19 protein-coding genes and 2 tRNA genes are annotated in these 21,104 nt (G+C 40.1%); 6 read left to right on the top strand and 15 right to left on the bottom strand.

Annotated features, from left to right (window positions below; all coding sequences use genetic code 11):
- The 4 genes from ACZ5QH_RS21140 to ACZ5QH_RS21155 are packed head-to-tail and all read right to left on the bottom strand — an operon-like array spanning nucleotide 1 to nucleotide 2,973.
- Nucleotides 1-531 carry a pilus assembly protein PilP gene (locus ACZ5QH_RS21140; RefSeq protein WP_034615053.1) on the bottom strand — a complete coding sequence of 177 codons (531 nt, stop codon included), beginning with the start codon at nucleotides 529-531 and terminating at the stop codon, nucleotides 1-3.
- Complete coding sequence (locus ACZ5QH_RS21145; RefSeq protein WP_004816666.1) at nucleotides 528-1,277, bottom strand: type IV pilus inner membrane component PilO; 750 nt, start codon at nucleotides 1,275-1,277, stop codon at nucleotides 528-530. Before ACZ5QH_RS21145 ends, ACZ5QH_RS21140 begins: the two co-directional genes overlap by 4 nt.
- Complete coding sequence (locus tag ACZ5QH_RS21150) at nucleotides 1,274-1,915, bottom strand: PilN domain-containing protein (protein WP_034615056.1); 642 nt, start codon at nucleotides 1,913-1,915, stop codon at nucleotides 1,274-1,276. The genes ACZ5QH_RS21145 and ACZ5QH_RS21150 overlap by 4 nt, the downstream gene beginning before the upstream one ends.
- The gene (locus ACZ5QH_RS21155) at nucleotides 1,915-2,973 is read right to left on the bottom strand and encodes a pilus assembly protein PilM (protein WP_004816660.1); all 1,059 of its coding nucleotides are present in this window, start codon (nucleotides 2,971-2,973) and stop codon (nucleotides 1,915-1,917) included. Before ACZ5QH_RS21155 ends, ACZ5QH_RS21150 begins: the two co-directional genes overlap by 1 nt.
- A gap of 163 nt (nucleotides 2,974-3,136) precedes the next feature.
- On the opposite strand from ACZ5QH_RS21155, the gene ponA reads away from it, so the two are divergent.
- Entirely contained in the window at nucleotides 3,137-5,677 is a 2,541-nt protein-coding gene (gene ponA, locus ACZ5QH_RS21160) for a penicillin-binding protein PBP1a (protein WP_303576617.1), read from the top strand.
- 326 nt (nucleotides 5,678-6,003) lie between these two features.
- Here the strand turns inward: ponA and ACZ5QH_RS21165 are convergent, their stop codons facing one another.
- The 10 genes from ACZ5QH_RS21165 to ACZ5QH_RS21210 all read right to left on the bottom strand — a co-directional run bounded on the left by ACZ5QH_RS21165 (nucleotide 6,004) and on the right by ACZ5QH_RS21210 (nucleotide 16,987).
- Entirely contained in the window at nucleotides 6,004-6,807 is an 804-nt protein-coding gene (locus tag ACZ5QH_RS21165; protein WP_303576616.1) for a putative RNA methyltransferase, read from the bottom strand.
- A 71-nt stretch (nucleotides 6,808-6,878) separates the two neighbouring features.
- Nucleotides 6,879-7,997 carry a phospho-N-acetylmuramoyl-pentapeptide-transferase gene (gene mraY / locus ACZ5QH_RS21170; protein WP_004725416.1) on the bottom strand — a complete coding sequence of 373 codons (1,119 nt, stop codon included), beginning with the start codon at nucleotides 7,995-7,997 and terminating at the stop codon, nucleotides 6,879-6,881.
- Nucleotides 7,997-9,406 (bottom strand): UDP-N-acetylmuramoyl-tripeptide--D-alanyl-D-alanine ligase, encoded by a 1,410-nt coding sequence (locus tag ACZ5QH_RS21175; RefSeq protein WP_004816652.1) that lies wholly within the window; start codon nucleotides 9,404-9,406, stop codon nucleotides 7,997-7,999. The genes mraY and ACZ5QH_RS21175 overlap by 1 nt, the downstream gene beginning before the upstream one ends.
- Before the next feature lie 9 nt (nucleotides 9,407-9,415).
- Nucleotides 9,416-10,912 (bottom strand): UDP-N-acetylmuramoyl-L-alanyl-D-glutamate--2,6-diaminopimelate ligase, encoded by a 1,497-nt coding sequence (locus ACZ5QH_RS21180; RefSeq protein WP_303576668.1) that lies wholly within the window; start codon nucleotides 10,910-10,912, stop codon nucleotides 9,416-9,418.
- Nucleotides 10,913-10,919: 7 nt separating this feature from the next.
- The gene (ftsI, locus tag ACZ5QH_RS21185; protein ID WP_004816649.1) at nucleotides 10,920-12,755 is read right to left on the bottom strand and encodes a penicillin-binding protein PBP3; all 1,836 of its coding nucleotides are present in this window, start codon (nucleotides 12,753-12,755) and stop codon (nucleotides 10,920-10,922) included.
- A gap of 9 nt (nucleotides 12,756-12,764) precedes the next feature.
- Entirely contained in the window at nucleotides 12,765-13,097 is a 333-nt protein-coding gene (ftsL, locus tag ACZ5QH_RS21190) for a cell division protein FtsL (protein ID WP_004725407.1), read from the bottom strand.
- Entirely contained in the window at nucleotides 13,094-14,020 is a 927-nt protein-coding gene (rsmH, locus tag ACZ5QH_RS21195; RefSeq protein WP_270383312.1) for a 16S rRNA (cytosine(1402)-N(4))-methyltransferase RsmH, read from the bottom strand. Before rsmH ends, ftsL begins: the two co-directional genes overlap by 4 nt.
- Before the next feature lie 173 nt (nucleotides 14,021-14,193).
- Entirely contained in the window at nucleotides 14,194-14,628 is a 435-nt protein-coding gene (locus ACZ5QH_RS21200; protein ID WP_303576615.1) for a GNAT family N-acetyltransferase, read from the bottom strand.
- Nucleotides 14,629-14,730: 102 nt separating this feature from the next.
- The gene (locus tag ACZ5QH_RS21205; RefSeq protein WP_303576614.1) at nucleotides 14,731-15,747 is read right to left on the bottom strand and encodes a sulfate ABC transporter substrate-binding protein; all 1,017 of its coding nucleotides are present in this window, start codon (nucleotides 15,745-15,747) and stop codon (nucleotides 14,731-14,733) included.
- Between the two features lie 247 nt (nucleotides 15,748-15,994).
- On the bottom strand, nucleotides 15,995-16,987 hold the full coding sequence (locus ACZ5QH_RS21210) for a sulfate ABC transporter substrate-binding protein (RefSeq protein ID WP_004816641.1): 993 nt from the start codon (nucleotides 16,985-16,987) through the stop codon (nucleotides 15,995-15,997).
- 363 nt (nucleotides 16,988-17,350) lie between these two features.
- On the opposite strand from ACZ5QH_RS21210, the gene ACZ5QH_RS21215 reads away from it, so the two are divergent.
- The 5 genes from ACZ5QH_RS21215 to ACZ5QH_RS21235 all read left to right on the top strand — a co-directional run bounded on the left by ACZ5QH_RS21215 (nucleotide 17,351) and on the right by ACZ5QH_RS21235 (nucleotide 20,039).
- Nucleotides 17,351-17,662 carry a hypothetical protein gene (locus ACZ5QH_RS21215; protein WP_004725398.1) on the top strand — a complete coding sequence of 104 codons (312 nt, stop codon included), beginning with the start codon at nucleotides 17,351-17,353 and terminating at the stop codon, nucleotides 17,660-17,662.
- 138 nt (nucleotides 17,663-17,800) lie between these two features.
- The gene (gene gltX, locus ACZ5QH_RS21220; protein ID WP_209827843.1) at nucleotides 17,801-19,309 is read left to right on the top strand and encodes a glutamate--tRNA ligase; all 1,509 of its coding nucleotides are present in this window, start codon (nucleotides 17,801-17,803) and stop codon (nucleotides 19,307-19,309) included.
- A gap of 58 nt (nucleotides 19,310-19,367) precedes the next feature.
- Nucleotides 19,368-19,443, top strand: a tRNA-Ala gene (locus tag ACZ5QH_RS21225).
- Between the two features lie 26 nt (nucleotides 19,444-19,469).
- Nucleotides 19,470-19,545 (top strand) — tRNA-Glu (locus ACZ5QH_RS21230).
- A gap of 152 nt (nucleotides 19,546-19,697) precedes the next feature.
- On the top strand, nucleotides 19,698-20,039 hold the full coding sequence (locus ACZ5QH_RS21235) for a hypothetical protein (RefSeq protein WP_004725393.1): 342 nt from the start codon (nucleotides 19,698-19,700) through the stop codon (nucleotides 20,037-20,039).
- A gap of 40 nt (nucleotides 20,040-20,079) precedes the next feature.
- Here ACZ5QH_RS21235 and ACZ5QH_RS21240 read toward each other — a convergent pair whose 3' ends face one another.
- Nucleotides 20,080-21,048, bottom strand: coding sequence for a cation diffusion facilitator family transporter (locus ACZ5QH_RS21240; RefSeq protein WP_303576613.1), 969 nt, complete (start codon nucleotides 21,046-21,048; stop codon nucleotides 20,080-20,082).
- Nucleotides 21,049-21,104: the final 56 nt, after the last annotated feature.

Genomic DNA, 21,104 nt, shown 5'->3' on the forward strand with positions numbered 1-21,104 from the left:
TTAATCTATTGGACCGATTAGGACTAGACTCCGTGGTCTTTCTATATAACCGTCTCGACCATCTGGAACAATTTCCAATAAATCAATACGGGTCGGCGTAATTTCAATAATTCGCCCTTGATTCATACCCATGTAGTTGCCAAGTTGTACTCGCTCAATCTCACCATCAGGTGTTTGAATCAAACCCACTGTTTGCCCAACAGCTCCTTTCATACTTCCTTTCAGTGTTAACGACTCTAAAGGATAGCTTTCAAGCGGCTGTGGTTGTCTTGAAAAATTCGGGTAGACACGCTTGCCTGACATGATTTTCAATTCATTTGCCAATGAATTTGGCAAAAATGGGCTGCGTAATTGTTGAGCTGAATAATTAAAGCTTGGTACAGGATTAAATACTGGTGCAGGTTCAATCGGCAATGGTTGCTGATTTCTAATATTTGCCATTTCTTGGTTAACGGCATCAATACGAGAATCGCACCCCACCAACAGCATTGCAAATGAGATTCCACAAACTATTTTACTGAGCTGTTTCATTGTGGCTTCCCTCCTTGCTGAGGTGTCGTTGTTTTCTGTGCTACAGCATTCGCAGATTTATTTATCTTCTGCTCATCAGCACCAATATAACGATAGGTTTTTGCTTTAATTGTATAGTCAATCACTGGCACATCAGATTTATTGTCTTGACTAGGTGTTCCTGTAATTGTGAAATCATGCAAAGTGACAATACGTGGTAAAGCAGCCAAACTACTGACAAAACTGCCAAATGAATGATAATCCCCTGTTGCATCAATCGAGATCGGCTGCTCAATAAAGAACTCCTGCTTCACTTCTGGTTCTAATTTGATATTTTTAAATTTCAAACCAGAACTTACCCCTGTCACGTTAATGTCTTCAACTAGACTCGGAATTTCAGTTTCTTTAGGAAGTTGCTCTAATTGCTGATTAAAATTTGCTTCCATTTGTTGCAATTGTGCTTGATATTGCTGCAAGTTTCTTAATTTAGAGTCTTTTTCTTTAAACTCAGTTAATAAATTTTGTTCAACTGTACGTGCTTGATCAATTGCATCTAATTTAGGTCTAATTGCTAAAAAATAGCCAATTGCACACACCAAAAAAAACAAGAATACCCAACAGGTGACTTTAACGGATAAAGGCCAACTGCCATAGTTATTCATATCCAAGGTATTGAACTGTTGAAAAAACTTCTCAACAGTCATCTTGTTCTTTTTTGGAGCATCATTTACAGATGATTCTAATTGCTCAAAATCTTCACGACTCATTTTGCACCCCCAGCAGCTGGAACTTGTCCAGCTTTCGTTGTATCCCCATCTGTAGTCGCTGCTATTTCACCGATATCTACAGTCACAACAAAACTTCCATATGATTCTTCTACACGAGGGATCACCGAAGTCTGCACTTTATTTTTATTTTCATCTGCAGCTAAGAATGAATTCATAAATGCATTTCGATACCATTCAGACGCCTCTAATCCACGCAACAATTCAGCAACTGTATTTGGACTTTCAGCTTTGCCCTCAATGGTAAATTTATCACCCACACGACTAAATTTTGTGATGTACATTTGTGCAGGGACAATTCGAACCAACTCATCAACGAGGCGAACAATCACAGGACGCTGACCTTGTAAGCCTTGGATCAGTTTCATACGTTCAATAATGGCATTACGACGTTCTTGTAAACCATCTAAAGTTTTTAATTGGGTATCTAAATTTTGATTGGTACTGGTCACCAATTGATTGGCTTGCTCCTGATCTTGCAACTTATGGTCGAAATAGAACCACGCCAATAACACTGTCACTAAACCAATCAGTGCAACCCCAACACATATCGCAACGAATTGCTTCTTCTTCTGTTCTCTTAGCTCATCACGCCAAGGGAGTAAGTTAATCTTTGCCATTAATCAAAACTCCTCAAAGCTAAACCACATGCAACCATTAAAGAAGGTGCATCATTTTCTATTTTTTTTAAGTCAATTTGTGGTGAAAACCCCATTTGCAAGAAAGGATTTGCAATCGTGACGCGATAACCGAGTTTTTGTTGTAATAATTTTGCCAAACCAGGAATATTGGCATTACCACCCGCCAATAAAATATGGTCGATCTCGTTAAACTGAGAAGATGAAAAGAAGAACTGTAATGAGCGAGCAGCTTGTTGTACAACTGCTTCTAAAAACGGCATCAAGACTTCTGTTTCAAAATCGTCAGGTAAAGTCCGATCTTTTTTGGCACGACCAGCTTCGTCATAAGACAAACCATAACGGTTCTGTACATCTTGAGTCAGCTGCTTGCCACCAAAAACTTGCTCTCGGGTATAAATGATCTTGCCATTTTGCATCACAGACAAAGTGGTCATGGTATGACCAATATCTAGGATACCCACAAGATTTACACCAATTGGCAAGGTATCGGAAAAGACATCAAAAGCACGCTCAATTGCATAACTTTCTACATCTGCGATTTTAGGTGATAAGCCCGCGATTTCTAAAACTTCAACACGAGAATCGATATTCTCTGCACGTGTTGCAACAAGTAACACATTGACTCGATTTGGATTTGCCAGCTTATCTTTTAACACTTCAAAATCTAGACTAACTTCATCCAGTGGGAAAGGGATATATTGTTCAGCATCCATTCGAATCTGAACTTCTCTTTCCTCATCTGACATATCTGCATCCATTTCGATGATTTTGTGAATCACCATAGATGTAGGTACAGCAACCGCGACATTTTGCGATTGAGGATTGCCAATATTGACTGCTCTTTCCAACGCATCAGCAACTGCTTCAGGATTAAGAATGTTTTTCTCAACAACACTCCCATCCAGCAGTGGACTTAATCCATAACTTTCAACCCAGTAACGACCGTTCTTAACAGAGAGCTCTAAAATCTTTACAGTAGTAGAACTAATATCTACTCCTATTAACCCCTTATTTGGCTTACGATATAGTCTAAGCACGATTGATTTCCTATTATTTTTTTATCCCCAATAAATAACACAAACCGACTGCATTTGGTCTTAATTTTTTACAGATACAATATCCCATCTAACAATCCATCACATGAGAAGCTATACTGAACGCAATTAGTTTGCCATTAGCTATTATTAAAACTTACTTGTTATGAAAAAGCTATCTTGTTCAGGTTATATTCATCCCTTTTTTTTGCTGATTATCATTATTTTAGTCGCAATTCCGATGGGCTTTTATGGAATGTATCTATATATTGCCCCATCACTACCAGAAATGAGCTCTTTAAAAAAGGCGCCATTGCTTAAACCTTTGCAAGTTTATTCAGCCGATAATCAGCTGATCGCTGAATATGGTGGCAAGCTTTCGGTGCCTGTTGAGTACAATCAGATCCCGCCGCATTTCATTCACGCCTTCCTTGCTGCTGAAGATTCATCATTCTTCGAACATAGCGGGATTAGCTTTAAAGGCTTAGGGCGTGCCGTGAGTGAAAGTGTTACTGGGTCAAATGTACAAACAGGCGGCTCAACAATTACCATGCAGGTGGCTAAAAATTATTATCTATCCCCTGAACGAACACTTAAGCGCAAACTTACTGAAGTTTTTTTGGCACGGAAAATAGAACAAAATCTTTCCAAAGAAGAAATTTTATCTTTATATGTCAATAAGATCTTTTTGGGTAAAAATGCCTATGGTATTGCTGCTGCTGCAAAAATTTATTATGACAAAAGCTTAGATCAACTCAGTGTCGCACAAATGGCGATGATTGCAGGCTTACCTAAAGCACCGTCAAAATACAATCCTGTAGTGAATCCTGAACGCGCCTTAGAACGCCGTAACTGGATTCTAGGTCGTATGTTACAACTCGGCTATCTTAAACAAGCAGAATACGAAAAAGCTGTCGCTGAACCAATTAACTTGAGTATGCCTGATCGCGGCTTAAGTAATCGATTTCCCTATGTAGGCGAAATGGTTCGCTCTGAACTAGTTGAAAAGTTTGGTGAACAAGCAATTGATTCAGGTTATAAAGTTTATACAACCGTAAACAGCCAACGCCAACAATATGCAGAAGATGCAGTACAAAAAGGCTTGGAAGATTATGATCGTCGTCATGGATGGCGTGGTGCTGAAGCACATGATAAACCTTTAAAACAATTCATCCCTTATGCCAATACCTACCCTGCAGAAGTCATCAAAGTAGGCAGCAATAGTTTTGATGCCAAAATGCAAGATGGTTCAACAGTGACTGTACCTTGGTCAGGTATGTCTTGGGCAAGAAAATATATCAATGCCAATGCCGTTGGTGGTGCACCAAGCCGCGCTTCGCAGATTGTAACTGTTAAAGATATTATCCGTTTACGTCCCAATGAAAATAAAACCGCGTGGTCATTGGTTCAAACCCCGAAAGCACAAGGTCAACTGATTGCAATCAACCCCAATGATGGTTCAATTGAAGCAGTGGTGGGTGGATACAACTTTTACCAATCTAAATTTAACCGCGCAATACAAGGCTGGCGCCAACCGGGTTCAACCATTAAGCCATTTATCTATGCACTGGCGCTTGAACGCGGTATGACCCCTTACACCATGGTTAATGACAGTCCAATCACTATTGGTCGCTGGACACCTAAAAACTCTGATGGCCGTTATTTAGGCATGATTCCTTTGCGTCGTGCGTTGTACTTATCTCGTAATACCGTTTCTGTGCGTTTATTACAAAGCGTAGGTGTAGAACGTGCGCGCCAATTATTGATGGATTTTGGCCTACAAGAAGATCAAATCCCGCGTAATTTCACGATCGCGCTTGGTACTCCACAAGTACTTCCTGTGCAAATGGCGACAGGCTATGCCGCAATTGCCAATGGTGGATATCGCATTCAACCACATTTCATCAGTCGTATTGAAGATGCTTATGGCAAAACCATTTATGAAGCAGCGCCTGAATATGCGTGTATTCCATGTATCAATCAAAAAGAAACTGTGGCCAATACTGCAACCACCCCTGATGACGAAGCCATTGAAGGTACAAACCTTACAGTGGATGAGGTTCAAACCCCATTAAGCAAAGAAGAACAAAGTAAATATCGTCAAGCACAACGGATTTTAAAATCACAATCTGCTTTTGATATGGCAAATATTCTTCGTGATGTGATTGTGCATGGTACTGGTCGTGCAGCACTTAAAATTGGTCGCGATGACATTGGCGGTAAAACAGGAACAACCAACGATGCTAAAGATGCGTGGTTTGCTGGCTTCAACGGCAAATTAGTTGCGATTGCTTGGGTCGGTTTTGACCAGCCTTCAACTCTCGGCCGTCGTGAATATGGTGGGATCGCAGCACTGCCAGTTTGGACTGGTTTTATGGGTAAAGCCTTAAAAGATACACCATCTGCTTGGGTACATTTTGACAAAAATGCCAAAGCACCAATTTCTCGTGAAGAACGTAATCAAACACAAGTTGAAGGTGCGACTCAAAACGAAGGCTATGGTTCATCACCACCTTTAGCACGTCCAATCTTTAAACCTGCGCCTGTTACACCATCACGTAATTCATCAAATGACTTTGAAGACTTGCCTGATGAAGGTACAGATCAACCGCTCAAACCGAACAAAGTAACACCGCCTGCAATGAATCAAGGCGGTGCGAAACGAGAAAGTGATTCTCTTGAGAATTTGATTAATGAAGTTCAATAATCTAGGGTCTGTTGACATTTCATAAATGGCTTGCGTTGTAGGTTAAAATTGAGCAGGCAAGGCATGAAACGAAGAGAATAGCGAGACTATTTTCGAGTTTCATAACGAAGACTGAGATAATTTTAGCCACAACCCTTCGGGACTAGCGTGTTTTTTGCCGCTACGTCGTTACGAACTACTCATTTAGAATGACTAAATTTCGTATTTCGCGCCTAGTATCGCCTAAAAAACACACGTAGTCGCAAACATAGACGAATTGTCGACAGACCCTTTATTTTATAAAAAATGCCATCGATTGATGGCATTTTTTATGGCTTAAATTTTTATTATTTTTTCTGAAAAATATAAATTTGAAAGGCTGCCTTTAACGTCGTTTTAACTTGTGCTTCCAAAACTAAACGCTTTTCAGATTTTGCTTTATAAGCATAAGGGGTCATCGCAATTAGATTCTTGAGTTGTGCTTGATCCAACTCAAACGTTGTTTCGATAATCGGCTGCTCTATTAACTCAAAAGATGCTTGTAATTGTTCAACAAACTTTTGCGGCTCATGGGCTTTAACTTCATCAAACAAACCCTCACGCATCCCATATAAATGCTCTGGTGCAGGTGTTACCACCATCAAATAAGCCTTTGGCTTAAGTACTCGGAGTATTTCTTCTTCTGGGATCGGGCTAAATAAGCTGGTACACAAATCAATCGAATGATCCAAAACAGGTAGCGTCGCTCCTGTCCCCACAATCCATGTCACACCTTTATTGAGTTTTGCAGCAACCTGAACTGCATTTTTTGCAATATCAACCCCAATACATTGCATCACTTGATGTTGCATTGCATCAGTATAGTAGCCTTCACCACAGCCGATATCCAGCAGGTTTTCAACCCGTAACTCACGAATTTTCTCAACCACGGCTTGCTGTAAAGGTGCATAAAATCCACCACTTAAAAATCCACGGCGTGCTTGTACAGATTCAGGGGTATCCCCTGGATTTTTACTATGCTTATGTTGTACTACATGTAAATTTACATAGCCTTGTTTTGCCACATCATAACTATGATTATTTACACAGCGCCAAGTCCGATCCGATAGGCTCAATGCCTCACGACATACAGGGCACATCAACAAATTCATTGTATTCTCCAAAAGATATTTTTAGGCCATAAAAAAAGCCGGCAAATGCCGACTTTTCAAATCACTTTGGCTTAGCGTAATTTTAATGTCATTAGACCTAAAACTACCAGCATAATTGTGATAATCCAAAAACGGATCACCACTTGAGTCTCACGCCAGCCTTTTTTCTCATAATGATGATGCAACGGCGCCATAAGAAATACACGTTTATTGCGCATACGTAATGATCCGATTTGCAAGAATACCGAGATTGCTTCTACGACAAAGACCCCGCCCATAATTGCAAAGACGATCTCTTGACGAACCATTACCGCGATAGTGCCCAGCATTGCACCTAATGATAATGCACCAACATCTCCCATAAAGACTTGGGCAGGATGCGCGTTATACCAAAGAAATGCTAAGCCTGCTCCAATCATTGCAGCACAAATAATCACCAGCTCAGAGGTATATTTTACATAGGGAATATGTAAATAATTGGCAAAGCGTATATCACCTGCCAAATAAGCAAAAACACCTAAACCTGCAGCAACCAAAACAATCGGCATGATCGCCAGACCATCTAAACCATCTGTCAAATTCACTGCATTTGACCCACCATTGATTACCAAATAGGTAAAAATAATGAAGCCAATACCCAATGGAATTGAAGACAATGGAATACTCAGATTTTTAAAAAATGGAATCAATAAATCCAGCATATTCGCTGTATGTACAGGGCTGTCTTGCTGAGTTGCAATGATATACAACGCAATACCCGCCCCCAAAGAGCCAACCGAAGTCCAAAAGAATTTCTTCTTGGCAGGTAAACCCGCATTGTCTTTATAACGGACTTTAATCCAATCATCCGCCCAACCTACAGCACCAAAGATCACCATAACAGCCAAGACGATCCATACATAAGGATTGGATAAATCTGCCCAAAGCAAGGTACTGATCCCGATTGAAAGCAGAATTAAAATCCCGCCCATTGTTGGCGTACCCATTTTTTTGGCATGATTTTCAGGTGCATATGAACTGACAGCCTGACCATATTTGAGCGCTTGTAATTTACGGATCATGACTGGTCCCAAGGCCCAACCAATCGCAAGTGCAGTCAGTACACTGAGCAATGCTCGTAACGATAAGTATCGAACAACTTGGAACGCGTTCTCATAACCCGCCAAGTGTTGAAATAACCAATACAGCATTAAACTTTCTCCATCAAATCAGCCATCAACGTTTCCATATGGGTATAGCGAGAACCTTTAAACAGGAAACTCATGGACTGTGGTTGATGTGTTGCAATTAAACTTAACAATAAAGGTAAAGCTTGTTCTTGGCTAAGAAAAGCTTGTAATTTTTTACCATATTGAGTGCTTCGCGCACCTTCTTGTGTAGCAGGAGCAAACTCTCCTACCGCGACAACAAATTGGATCCCATCCACTGAAACCAGATCACGACCCAACATATAGTGTTGCTGCGCAGCAGTATCGCCCAGTTCACCAATATCGCCAATCACCATCACTTTGATCCCTTGCTGTTGCGCAAGTACCTCAGCTGCTGCACGCATTGAAGTCGGGTTGGCATTATAGGTATCATCAATAAATAAGTGCTTGTGCTTATGAATAAAATTCAAACGCCCTTTTGCACCTTGTGCCGACTCCAAGCCGATCACAATATCGTCTAAATCAACGCCAATCGCCAAGGCAAATGCAGTTGCTGCTTCTGCATTATGGACATTATGTTCGCCTGCAAAAGGAAGATTGACTGTTCTTGCGCCTTGAGGTGCATTAAGGGTAAAGATTGCAGACTGTGCGTGTAACTGAACATCTGTCGCAAAGACTTCACCACCCTGACCAAAACTTAATACTTGCTCAGTGTCTATCACTTGACGAATCGTATCGGTAAAATCATCCTGAGCAGGAACAATTGCTGTTCCAGCTTGATCAATATGACGGTAAATTTCAGATTTGGCACGGCAAATTCCATCACGTCCACCAAATTCGCCTAAATGTGCAGTTCCAATATTTAAAATACCGGCAACATGTGGCTGCACAAGATTTGAGGTGTAATCAATTTCACCTTGATGGCTTGCACCAAGTTCCATCACCGCATATTGATGCTCTGAACGCAGCTCCAATAACATCATTGGCACACCAAGATCATTATTTAAATTGCCACGTGTAATCAAGGTCGGGGCTAAACGTGAAAGAATACTCCCCAACATCTCTTTGGTGGTGGTCTTGCCACTACTGCCTGTAAGTGCAATCACTTTTAATTGTGGATGTTGAGCACGACGATACGCTCCTAAATGCCCCAATGCCAAACGTGTATCTGCCACGACAAGTTGACAGATATTTACATCAACAGGATGGCTCACGATGGCAATTTGGCAGCCATTCGCAGCCACTTGAGCAACAAAATCATGTGCATCAAAACGCTCACCTTTGAGCGCCAAAAAAGCATCACCTAATTCAGCATGACGTGAATCAGTCAAAATACGTTTAATTTCACCTTGTGGTGCTTGATCTAAATACCAATAACCTTGAGTTGCTTCAGCAAGTTGTGCTGCTGACCATGGCTCCAAAGGCACAGTACTGGTGGTAGAGGTGTGCATCTCTTATTCCTAATGAGCTGGATAAGCTGAATTGGGTTTATGGTGTTGTGCATCTATTGCCGATTGCACTTCAACGACATCGTCAAACCAATGACGAACACCATCAATTTCTTGATAATTTTCATGCCCTTTTCCGGCAATCACAACAATATCACCTGATTGGGCATGCTTTACTGCATATTTGATTGCTTCACGGCGATCACGAATTTCGTGAACCTCATGCTGGCTAAAATCAATTTCATGCTTCATATCGGCAAAAATTTGCTCAGGATTTTCTGTACGTGGATTATCTGATGTGATCATCACGGGATTGGCTTGTTCCAAAGCTGCTTTGGTCATCAATGGGCGTTTACCGCGATCTCGATCACCACCACAACCAAAGACAGCCCAAAGCTGATTTTCAACATGGCGTTTCAAGGTTTTTAAAACCTGAGTTAAAGCGTCTGGAGTATGTGCATAATCCACCACAAACAGACGATCCTGATCACGAATCACCTGCATACGTCCAGGTGCACCTTTCAAATTAGGTACGGTTGCGATCAGTTGTTTTAAATCAAAACCTGCTTGTTCAGCAACAATTAAACTGGCCACCAAATTTTCAATATTAAAATGCCCAAGCAATGGGCTATTCACGGTAAATTCAGCTTTGGCTGTTTTGAGATGGAATGTTGCCCCATCTAGGCTATATTTAATTCCAAATACTTGGTAATCAGCCGCTTTAGAGGTTGAATAAGTCAATACTTTCGGATGAGACAGATTACTACTTGCCGCATTCATCATTAGATCTGCATGCGCATCGTCTATGTTAATCACTGCAACTTTTAACGCAGCAAATTTAAACAGCAACGCTTTCGCTTCAGCATAGGCTTCAAGCGTACCGTGATAATCCAAATGATCTCGACTTAGATTACTATATGCAGCAATCTCAATATCACAACCATTTAAACGACCTTGTTCCAAACCATGCGAGCTTGCCTCAATTGAAGCGAATTCAGCACCTTGCATAGCAAAATCATGCAGAAGATTTTGTAAATGCAACGCATCTAAAGTGGTATGTGAAGACGCTTCTAGGTTTGGCAGAATCCCGTTGCCCGTAGTTCCCATCACTGCACATTTTTTATTTTGTAATGCCAGTAATTCAGCAACGAGGCGTGAAATTGTGGTTTTACCATTGGTTCCTGTGACTGCAAGAATTCGCGCAGCTTTTACAGGAGATGTTGCTTGTAAATATTGTTTTTGCCATTGCCCCATCAACTGACGCACATCTGGGCAGATCAATGCAGATTCAAAGCCTAAATCTGTTTCACTAATAATGGCCAATGCGCCTTTGTCTAAAGCGATTTGAGCAAATTGTGCGGTTTTTTCTGGTTGCGAATAACTGGTCAAAGCAATAAAAATTTGCCCTTGTTGCACATAACGACTATCTAGAGAAAAGCCATTAAATGACTCAGACATCCAAGCCTTTGTATTATCAACTTTATAAATATCTTGAAAATTAATCATTATAGTTTACCTATGGCTTGGCCTTAGCCGTTTCAAGAGGTTTATCTAAAGGCACATTCATTAAACGTAAAGATTCTTGCATAATTCGAGCAAACACTGGAGCGGCGACCAAACCACCATAGTATTGTCCACGCGGATTTTCGACTACAACAATAACCGCCAAACGAGGATCACTAATCGGCGCCACACCGGCAAATAAAGCACGGTATTCAGTATTGGAATAACCTCTATGGTCAGGGCGCAACTTGTGTGCTGTACCTGTTTTACCACCCACGCGATAACCGGGAATATTGGCTTGTTTTGCAGTACCACCAGGCATCGTAACTTGCTCTAACATCAACAAAACTTCATCAGCAATTTTAGGTGCTAAAACCTGTTTACCTTTGGGCTGATCATTTAATTTATAGAGACTTAAAGGATATTCCACACCATGATTGGCCAACATTGCATAGCCTTGCGCCAACTGTAAAATCGTAGCATTTAGACCATAGCCATAAGCCATTGTACCAATTTGCGAAGAATTTAACTTTTCAGGTGGAAGCACTAAACCTCCACTCTCACCTGGGAATTTAACCGCCGAACGCTGTCCAAAACCAACCTTTCTAAAGAAGCTTGGCAAGGTTTCTTTTGGTAAAGACAAAGCAATTTTTGCCGAACCGACGTTCGAGGATTTAATGATCACACCAGTAACGGTCAACGAACCATAGTTATGCGTATCACGAATGGTATGGGAACCTAAACGCATCGAACCTGGGCTGGTACTAATCACCGAGTTTGGGGTATATTTGCCACTTTCCAAACCCGCTGCAATGGTAAAAGGTTTCATGGTTGAACCAGGTTCAAACATGTCAATTGCACCACGGTTACGCATGGCATCTTTATTACTTAAGCCATTTTTATCGTTGGGATTATAAGAAGGCCAACTCGCCATAGCCAGAATTTCGCCCGTTTTTACATCCACAGCAATTGCAGAAGCAGAACGTGCATTATTGGCAACACCCACCGCAGTCAACTCACGATACATAATATATTGCAAACGTGAGTCAATACTTAAGGTGATATTCTCCCCTGCTTTCACTTCTTTTACAACTTCAGGGGTGGTAATACGGTTACCATGTTTATCACGAGAAATCTTTTGCTCACCATCTTCACCAGCCAGACGTGAGTTTAACTGCATCTCTAAACCTTCAATCCCCGTCCCTTCACTATTGGTGAGACCAATAATTTGCGCATTGGGCTGTGGCTGAGGATAATAACGTTTATAGGTTTTCTCGGCATAAACGCCAGCAAATTTATGCTGGGTAATAAAATCTGCTTGTGGTGGCGGAACTTCTTTTTTAAGTACCAAATAACGAGAACGTGGACGTTCATTTAAACGTTTTTTTAAGTCTGCACGATCAAGACCGACCGCATCTGCCAATTCATCTAAATTTAAATTTTCATCAGGCAATTGGCGTTTAAGTTTACGACTGTTGGGTGTCTTCTGTAATTCAGCCGTGATGGTATCAAACTGTTTTTTAGTCTCAAAATATTCACGTGGATCAATCACCACTTTCATGATTGGAGAACTGATTGCCAAAGGCACGCCATGACGATCACTAATCACACCACGCATGGCTTTTAATGTTTCAGAACGTAGAATGTTGGCATTGGCTTTATTTTGTAAAAAGTCTTTATTAATCACTTGCACATAAAATGCACGTCCGACCAAGCCGACAAAACATAAAAGCACCACGCCCCACATTAAATAGAAGCGCCACATATCTATCGATACAGTACTTTTCTGGGTAATGGAAGGCTGCTTTTTACGTGGCTGCCGAGTCGGTTTAGTTTGCTTATCTGCCATACAGATGCCTTACTTCTTCTGCTCTGATTCAGTTGGTAATGAAATGACAACTGTTTGCGCAGCTGGCGGTGAATACATTCTCAATTGTGTTACGGCACGTGTTCCTATTTGCGCAGTTGCACCAAATGTTTGTTGTTCAATGAGCAAACGTCCCCATTCTGCATTGATATCTTCACGTTCACGCATATAACTATTTAAATCACGAAAATCATGACGATAAGCAAAGACTTGCAACACCACCATAAAGGCACTGATCAACACTGCAACAACCAATACGCCATAAACAATCGCTTTTTTTATTGCCAGCTTATGACTTGATTCTTCTATAATTTCTTGTTTCATTCTGCGCCTTTTTGTTCTAAGCGTTCTGCAACTCGAAGCCAAGCACTACGTGAGCGAGGATTGGCTTTGACTTCTTCCTCACTGGCACGGACTCTGTCAACTTTTTTCAGTCGACGAGTATCTTGTACTTTTTGCGGTAATCCCCAGCCATCATCTTCTGGCAACGTTGATTCTTTTTGAATAAATTGTTTAATAATTCGGTCTTCAAGTGAATGGAAACTAATGACGGCCAAACGTGCATTTGATTTTAACAAATCTACGGCTTGAGGTAAAAAGGTATGTACGTCATCGAGTTCTTTATTAATTTCAATACGAATAGCTTGGAATGTCCGTGTCGCAGCATGTTTATTCTTTTCCCACTTAGGATGCGCAACTTTCACAATTTCCGCTAATTTTCCAGTGGTTTCAATATAACCTGCTTGCTTAATCGCACGTGCAATACGACGACTATAACGTTCCTCACCATATTGAAAAATTACATTGGCCAAATGTTCTTCGTCTACATCCACTAGCCAATCTGCGGCTGTTTGTCCTTGAGAATTATCCATACGCATATCAAGTGGTCCATCTTTCATAAAACTAAAACCACGGTCTGCTTGATCTAGCTGTGGTGATGACACCCCTAAATCTGCCATAATCCCATCGACTTGATAAATATCTAATTGATTTAATTCTTGTTGTAAATCTGCAAAACTGGCATGAATAATTTTAAAACGAGGATCTTCTTTTTCTAACTGATATGCCACTTCTAACGCTTGTGGGTCTTTATCAAAAGCATAAACTTTTGAATGCTCATCTAATTTAGACAACAATAAACGGGTGTGTCCACCACGTCCAAATGTCCCATCCACGTAAATTCCTGTATTGCGATCTGCAAGTAAAGCATCGACAGTTTCATGTAGTAATACAGAAATATGAGACATAATTATGATTTCAGTTTAAGCAAAAAAAGTAACTGCACATTATTACCTTGTTTTGCCAAAGCTCCAAACGACTTTTTGTAGGGAAATATTACTTTTTATAGAGAAAACCGTTTTAAAGTGCTTTTTATAAAAGTTCAGTACAAAAAATAGCGCATCCATCCTGCGACAAAGCGTTATCGTGTCTTGAGCATTTTTACATCACCATTGTCAAAATACGCTGAAACACGCCAACCTTGTCGGAGATAAAATTCAAAAGCACGACTTTTTTGATCGGTTTCCAAGCAAATTTCTTGAAAAGATTCAAATAATAAATCTTCTGCTTTTTTCAAAAGCGCAGTTCCGACACCTTTGGCTTCAAAATCAGGGTGGACAAACATGGCAAATACGCTGCCCTCAGTTAAATCTGCGATCGAAAAACCACACACTTGATGCTGCAGCTCAGCAAGCCAGACAGTCGAAGTATTTTGAATTAAATCCAATATTACTGACTCAGTGATACCCAGTTCAGTCAGTTGTTGTTTTGACAAATGGTTTTCTTTGACTGATGTTCGTATTTCAAAAATAACCTCAATATCATCTTCAGTGGCAAGTCTTAGCGTAATATCCATCGTCTCAATTTTTTGTTTACTTTAATATTAGTCTAACTGATTCATAACAGAATGAAAAAACCTCCTAAAAAAGGAGGTTGATTCAATCAAAATAGTGGATGCTTAGCGCTTGCTATTATAAATCTGATCAAAAACACCGCCATTGGCAAAGTGAGTTTGCTGTGCTTTTGCCCAACCACCAAAGACTTCATCAATGGTAAAAGCTTTCAGTTCAGGAAATTGATTGGAATATTTAGCTAAGATTTTTGCATTGCGCGGGCGATAGAAATGACGTGCTGCCATATCTTGACCTATTGGAGAATACAAATAGTTAATATAACCCGTTGCTAACCATTTATTGCCATTCTTCTCTACTGTTTTATCAACAATTGCCACTGACGGTTCAGTCAAAATTGACATCGATGGATAGACTATATCAAACTTATTGCCAGATGCTTTCTTACTCACCATGGCTTCATTTTCCCAAGTCAGTAAAACATCACCAATCCCACGTTCAGCAAATGTGGTCATCGATGCACGCGCAGCTGGATCCATAACTTTTACGTTATGGTACATTTTAGAAACAAACTCACGTGCTTTAGCATCATTACCACCCGGTTGTTTAAGTGCATAGCCCCAAGCTGAGAGATAGATCCAGCGTGGTAAACCGCCTGTTTTAGGGTTAGGGGTAATGATTTGTACACCAGGTTTGGTCAAATCTGTCCAATCCTTGATGCCTTTAGGATTACCTTTACGTACTAAAAACACAACGGTAGACGTATACGGTGCTGAGTTATTTGGAAATTCTTTTTCCCAACCTGGGTTAATTTGGCCTGATTTCACAATTTCGTTGATATCATTGGCCAAAGCCAAGGTCACCACATCACCTTTTAAGCCATCAACCACGGCACGCGCTTGTTTTCCCGAACCACCATGCGATTGTTTAAAATCAACAGTCTTACCTGTACGAGATTTCCAGTAAGCGCCAAATGATTTATTAAACTCATCATAAAACTCACGCGTTGCATCATAAGACACATTTAAAAATTCACGGTCAGCAGCATAACTTGCTGTCGTTGCAACAGTTAATCCCGTCGCAATAACCACAGCACTCATCAGTGCTTTAAAATTAGTTTTCATATTATGAGTGCTAACATCGCTAAAATTATTCTAAATATATGAAATAAGCGAATAAACTTCAATCAAAAAGCGAAATACCCGCAAACTTAGCACAGATTAAAAATCAACCTATGGTTTTAATTGATGAAAGCGCTCAAGATCGCTGTGGTTTATATTTTGTCTGTTTTATTTATTTCTTTATCACAAATGCATAAAGCTAAAAAAAGCCCCCTTTGATCAAAGAGGACTTGTTTGTATTTGATTCAAATTACTTTTCAGCCGTAAATTGATCGTAAATCCCTCCATTGGCAAAATGGGTTTTTTGCGCTTTTGCCCAGCCGCCAAAAACTTGATCTATGGTAAAGAGTTTAATTTTTGGAAATTTTGCCGAATATTTGGCTGCAGCTTTGGCATTACGCGGACGGAAATTATATTTTGCTGCCAAGTCCTGCCCAACTGGTGAATAAAGATAATTTAAATAGCCTTTTGCTAAATTACGATTACCATCTTTATCAACCACTTTATCGACGATTGCGACTGAAGGCTCAGCTAGGATTGAAATGGATGGATAAATAATTTGATATTTGTCTTTATCTGGACCAGACGTCGCCAAAATTGCTTCATTTTCCCAAGACAACAAAACATCGCCAATACCGCGATCCGCAAATGTTGTGAGCGAGCCACGTGCGCCTGAATCTAACACTTTGACATTTTTATATATTTGTTTGACTAATTCACGCGCTTTTGCATCATTGCCACCCGGTTGTTTTAATGCATAGCCCCACGCTGATAAATAAATCCAGCGCGGTGCACCGCCTGTTTTAGGGTTTGGTGTGATAATTTCAACCCCAGGTTTTACCAAATCATTCCAATCTTTAATTGCTTTGGGATTGCCCTTACGCACTAAAAAAACAACGGTAGATGTGTAGGGTGCAGAATTATTTGGAAATTCTTTTTGCCAGCCTTTTTCAATCAAACCCGCATTGACAATTTCATCAATATCATTGGCCAAAGCCAGTGTCACCACATCTGCTTGTAAACCATCTACCACTGAACGTGCTTGCTTACCAGAACCGCCATGAGACTGCTTAAATTCAATATCTTGGCCTGTTTTTGATTTCCAAAATTGACCAAAACTCTTGTTATATTCCTGATAAAATTCACGGGTAGGATCGTAAGATACATTTAAAAATTCTTTCGCTGCATAAGCATTCCCCGTGACGATTAAACTGATCGCACTTAAAAGCAGTAGTTTTTTCATTTCTTTCTCGGTTTTTAATGATTTAGAAGCACTATATTTTTATTATTTCAATTTAACAATCAATCACTTATAAATATTTTAACTATCTTATTCATAATTTAAGATATCTAAAAATGTGTATTACTCATGTAAATTATTTGGTATATTTTTTACACAATTTAACCTAAACTTGAATTCTTCACGATTCATCCACATTTATGTGTTATCAATTAAAATATTACATTTCGTTTCAATGATTGTTTTTTAAACATTTTTTGTGTAGTATTATTAAAAAATGTGACGTAGTTATGCTTTTTGTAAGTTGTTTTGCTACAATAACCATGTTCAAGAACAAAAATTTGACCATCAAGGGGAGCCGATGGAATGAATGATTCTTATTTAAAGATCTTGGGCTTAAGTCTAGGACTCGCAGTGATGGCACAGACAGGCCATACTGCTGCAATTAAAGATACGACCAAGCCAATACAATCGTTAATTGTTGTGGTAGATAAACAATCACCGATTGAAAAAGCGCTCAATCAACAAAAGCGTGGCGAGAATAAACTGATCTCAGATAAAGATCAGCTTAAAGTTTTAACGTCGATTAAAACCACAGCCTCACAAAACTTTTTAGCTGAACAACATCAGAAATTTTCTTGTTTTGTACAAGCTTTATTCCAACCGCATACTTTGTAAAAATTTGATTTAGAAAAATAAATTCTACGCTCCTCAAAAGAATTTAGAAGCCCAATCGTTTATTGGTGAATTAACCCTTAAGCAGTTGGGCTTTTTCGTTATAATAGTTTCAATTTACATTCTGAATAATATTTAGTTATGAAAGTCCGTACTCGTATTGCACCCTCTCCAACTGGTTTTCCGCATGTAGGCACTGCCTATATCGCCTTGTTTAATTTATGCTTTGCACAACAACATGGTGGCGAATTCATTCTTCGTATTGAAGATACCGACCAACTCCGTTCAACCCCTGAATCTGAAAAAATGATTTTAGATTCACTACGATGGTTAGGTTTAAATTGGTCAGAAGGGCCTGATATCGGCGGACCTCATGCTCCTTATCGCCAATCTGAGCGAATGGGAATCTATAAACAATATGCTTTAGAACTTGTTGAAAAGGGTCATGCCTTTTACTGTTTCGCAACGGCGGAAGAGCTTGATCAAATGCGTGCTGAACAACAAGCCCGTGGTGAAACCCCTGGTTATGACGGTCGTGGCTTAAAACTTTCCCCAGAAGAGGTACAACAGCGTTTGGCTGCGGGTGAAGCTCATGTGATCCGTATGAAAGTCCCTGAAGAAGGCGTTTGCCAATTCAATGACTTACTTCGTGGCGAAGTGGAGATCCCTTGGGCACAAGTCGACATGCAAATCCTACTCAAAACAGATGGTTTGCCAACTTATCATTTAGCCAATGTAGTCGATGACCATTTAATGGAAATCACCCATGTGATTCGTGGTGAAGAATGGATTCCATCTGCACCAAAACACCAGTTGCTCTACCAATATTTTGGTTGGGACATGCCAACATTGTGCCATATGCCATTGTTACGTAACCCAGACAAGTCAAAATTGTCTAAACGTAAAAATCCAACCTCAATCAACTACTACAAAGACATCGGTGTATTACCTGAAGCCTTACTGAACTATTTAGGCCGTATGGGTTGGTCAATGCCAGATGAAAGAGAAAAATTCTCTTTGGCTGAAATGATTGAACATTTTGATATCCAGCGTGTGTCTTTGGGTGGTCCAATTTTTGATGTTGAAAAACTAAACTGGCTCAATGGACAATGGATTAAAGCCCTCAGCCCTGCTGAACTGTTAAATACACTTTTGGCTTGGAAATCTGATCGCCAAACCCTAGAAGATATTGCTGCGGCCATTCAACCACGTATTAACTTACTGTCTGAAGCGGTAAATTGGGCTGGTTTTTACTTCAATCAATTCCCAACATTGACCAAAGAGCAATTTGTCAGCAAAAAGTTGACTGAAGAGCAAGTTCGTCAAAGCTTGCAATTTGCAATTTGGCGTTTAGAAAGCTTGTTTACTTGGAACAACGATACTGTAAGCCAAACCTTGATGGATTTGGCGAATCAAATGGAAATCAAACTCCGTGATTTCATGCCAGCATTCTTTATCGCAATTGCTGGTTCAACATCATCGACCCCTGTGATGCAATCGATGGTCACCATTGGCCCTGATTTAACCTTTGCCCGTTTACGTCATGCACTTGAAATTGTGGGTGGTCCGAGCAAAAAAGAAGCAAAAGTTTGGGAAAAACTGAACGAAAGCATCAAATTGCCGAAAAATGATGCAGTTGATGAAGCTTAATTAAATTTTCTGTTGACGTGTGAGCGCAATATCCCTAATATTGCGCTCACACAGACTGGGGGTTATAGCTCAGTTGGTAGAGCGCTACAATGGCATTGTAGAGGTCAGGAGTTCGATCCTCCTTGACTCCACCAAATGTTTTACCTGTGTTGCCTCACTTGTCCCTATCGTCTAGAGGCCTAGGACATCGCCCTTTCACGGCGGTAACCGGGGTTCGAATCCCCGTAGGGACGCCATATTCAAGATGGCGACATCTTTGTAAAAAACCCAAGCATAGTGACTTGGGTTTTTTATTGCCTAAATTTTGCTTTTAAGCTGCTATTCAGTCTTTTTTGCATTCTAAAATAGAACGATTAGAATATGCTTAGATTATAAATGTGGAGCCACCATGCAATACCAATGCCCAAAGTGCCAAAGTCGAAAAATCTTGCCTGTTACCCATGGGAATACACCTGCTGTACGCCCTGTTGTTCCAAAAAGCTTGGTATTTTTGATTCCATTACTGTTTATTTTATTGTTATTGGTTGTCATTAGTATTGTGATGTGGATTTTCAGCAACGGCGCAGGTCAAACATTGCAAATTGCAACCGTCGTGGTCTTCATTGCAGCTGTGATTGCAGGGGTAATGTTTTGGCGTGATCTGCCTGATTTTAAAATCTCAATGCAGTCATTTATGCAAGCCAATAAAAGCTGGAAGTGCCGTGACTGCAATCATGAATGGCAAATCTAATCCTTCAGCTTTGCCTGATGTTCAAATCAAACCATTCACCTTAATGTGAATGGTTTTTTGCTTCATCTGTATGTGTGTCATCATCAGCATTACTGTGATCATGCCCATCTGATTCATATGAATGCACCATACACGCATTATCTTCAATTTGTAGCGTCATCTCAGTAATCCCATGTTGATGACTGAGCATTTCCATGACCTGTTGGTACAATTGATTCCGATCCGCTGCTGGTGCAAATAAATGCACTGTCAGATGGACATTTTTAGATGTAATCGCCCAGACCTTAAGTTGATGAATACTTTCCACACCTTCAACCGATAAAAGATCATTACGTAATTTTTCAATATCAATTTCCTCAGGCACACCTTCCAGTAAGATATTGATACTTTGTTTTAGCAAAACCCATGTTCGTGGTAAAACCCAAAAGCCGATCAGTACAGCAATAATCGTATCCACCCACATCCAGCCAGTGAAATAAATAATTGCGCCCCCAATAACCACACCCACGGAACCGAGTGCATCACTCAATACTTCCAGATAAGCACCTTTTATATTGAGACTTTCTTTTGAACTGGAGAATAAAATCTTCATTGAAATAAGGTTAATCACCAGCCCGATAACCGCCACAACCATCATACCAACACTCTGAATTTCAGGAGGTTGGCTAAAGCGCTGATACGCCTCATAGAGAATATAAATTGCAACCACAAACAACATCATGGCATTAAACAACGCTGCTAAAATTTCAAAACGCTGATAGCCAAAGGTCCGTTTATCATCTGCGGGTAATTTACCAATTTTGATGGCAACCAATGCAATTGCCAATGCTGCAGCATCAGTAAACATATGTGCGGCATCGGACAATAAAGCCAAGCTTTGCGTCATGAAACCCGCAATCACTTCAACAATTAGAAAGGTACTGGTTAATGCCAATGCAAAGGTTAGTTTTTTTACATTTCCTTCTGTGACGACAGCATGACTATGATCATGCCCTTGTTGTTCACTCATGTTGATACCTCTGATTTTGTTTTATCAAAATATTGAATATTTTTTCTATTTATTAT

This window comes from Acinetobacter sp. Ac8, assembly GCF_055392545.1.

Coding starts and splice junctions, on each gene's coding strand:
- ACZ5QH_RS21175 (WP_004816652.1), bottom strand. CDS start 9,406: ATGCACACCTCTACCACCAGTACTGTGCCTTTGGAGCCATGGTCAGCA.
- ACZ5QH_RS21205 (WP_303576614.1), bottom strand. CDS start 15,747: ATGAAAACTAATTTTAAAGCACTGATGAGTGCTGTGGTTATTGCGACG.
- ACZ5QH_RS21235 (WP_004725393.1), top strand. CDS start 19,698: ATGCAATACCAATGCCCAAAGTGCCAAAGTCGAAAAATCTTGCCTGTT.
- ACZ5QH_RS21145 (WP_004816666.1), bottom strand. CDS start 1,277: ATGAGTCGTGAAGATTTTGAGCAATTAGAATCATCTGTAAATGATGCT.
- ACZ5QH_RS21240 (WP_303576613.1), bottom strand. CDS start 21,048: ATGAGTGAACAACAAGGGCATGATCATAGTCATGCTGTCGTCACAGAA.
- ftsL (WP_004725407.1), bottom strand. CDS start 13,097: ATGAAACAAGAAATTATAGAAGAATCAAGTCATAAGCTGGCAATAAAA.
- ACZ5QH_RS21210 (WP_004816641.1), bottom strand. CDS start 16,987: ATGAAAAAACTACTGCTTTTAAGTGCGATCAGTTTAATCGTCACGGGG.
- rsmH (WP_270383312.1), bottom strand. CDS start 14,020: ATGTCTCATATTTCTGTATTACTACATGAAACTGTCGATGCTTTACTT.
- ACZ5QH_RS21165 (WP_303576616.1), bottom strand. CDS start 6,807: ATGAATTTGTTGATGTGCCCTGTATGTCGTGAGGCATTGAGCCTATCG.
- mraY (WP_004725416.1), bottom strand. CDS start 7,997: ATGCTGTATTGGTTATTTCAACACTTGGCGGGTTATGAGAACGCGTTC.
- ACZ5QH_RS21215 (WP_004725398.1), top strand. CDS start 17,351: ATGAATGATTCTTATTTAAAGATCTTGGGCTTAAGTCTAGGACTCGCA.
- ACZ5QH_RS21140 (WP_034615053.1), bottom strand. CDS start 531: ATGAAACAGCTCAGTAAAATAGTTTGTGGAATCTCATTTGCAATGCTG.
- ACZ5QH_RS21150 (WP_034615056.1), bottom strand. CDS start 1,915: ATGGCAAAGATTAACTTACTCCCTTGGCGTGATGAGCTAAGAGAACAG.
- gltX (WP_209827843.1), top strand. CDS start 17,801: ATGAAAGTCCGTACTCGTATTGCACCCTCTCCAACTGGTTTTCCGCAT.
- ponA (WP_303576617.1), top strand. CDS start 3,137: ATGAAAAAGCTATCTTGTTCAGGTTATATTCATCCCTTTTTTTTGCTG.
- ACZ5QH_RS21200 (WP_303576615.1), bottom strand. CDS start 14,628: ATGGATATTACGCTAAGACTTGCCACTGAAGATGATATTGAGGTTATT.
- ftsI (WP_004816649.1), bottom strand. CDS start 12,755: ATGGCAGATAAGCAAACTAAACCGACTCGGCAGCCACGTAAAAAGCAG.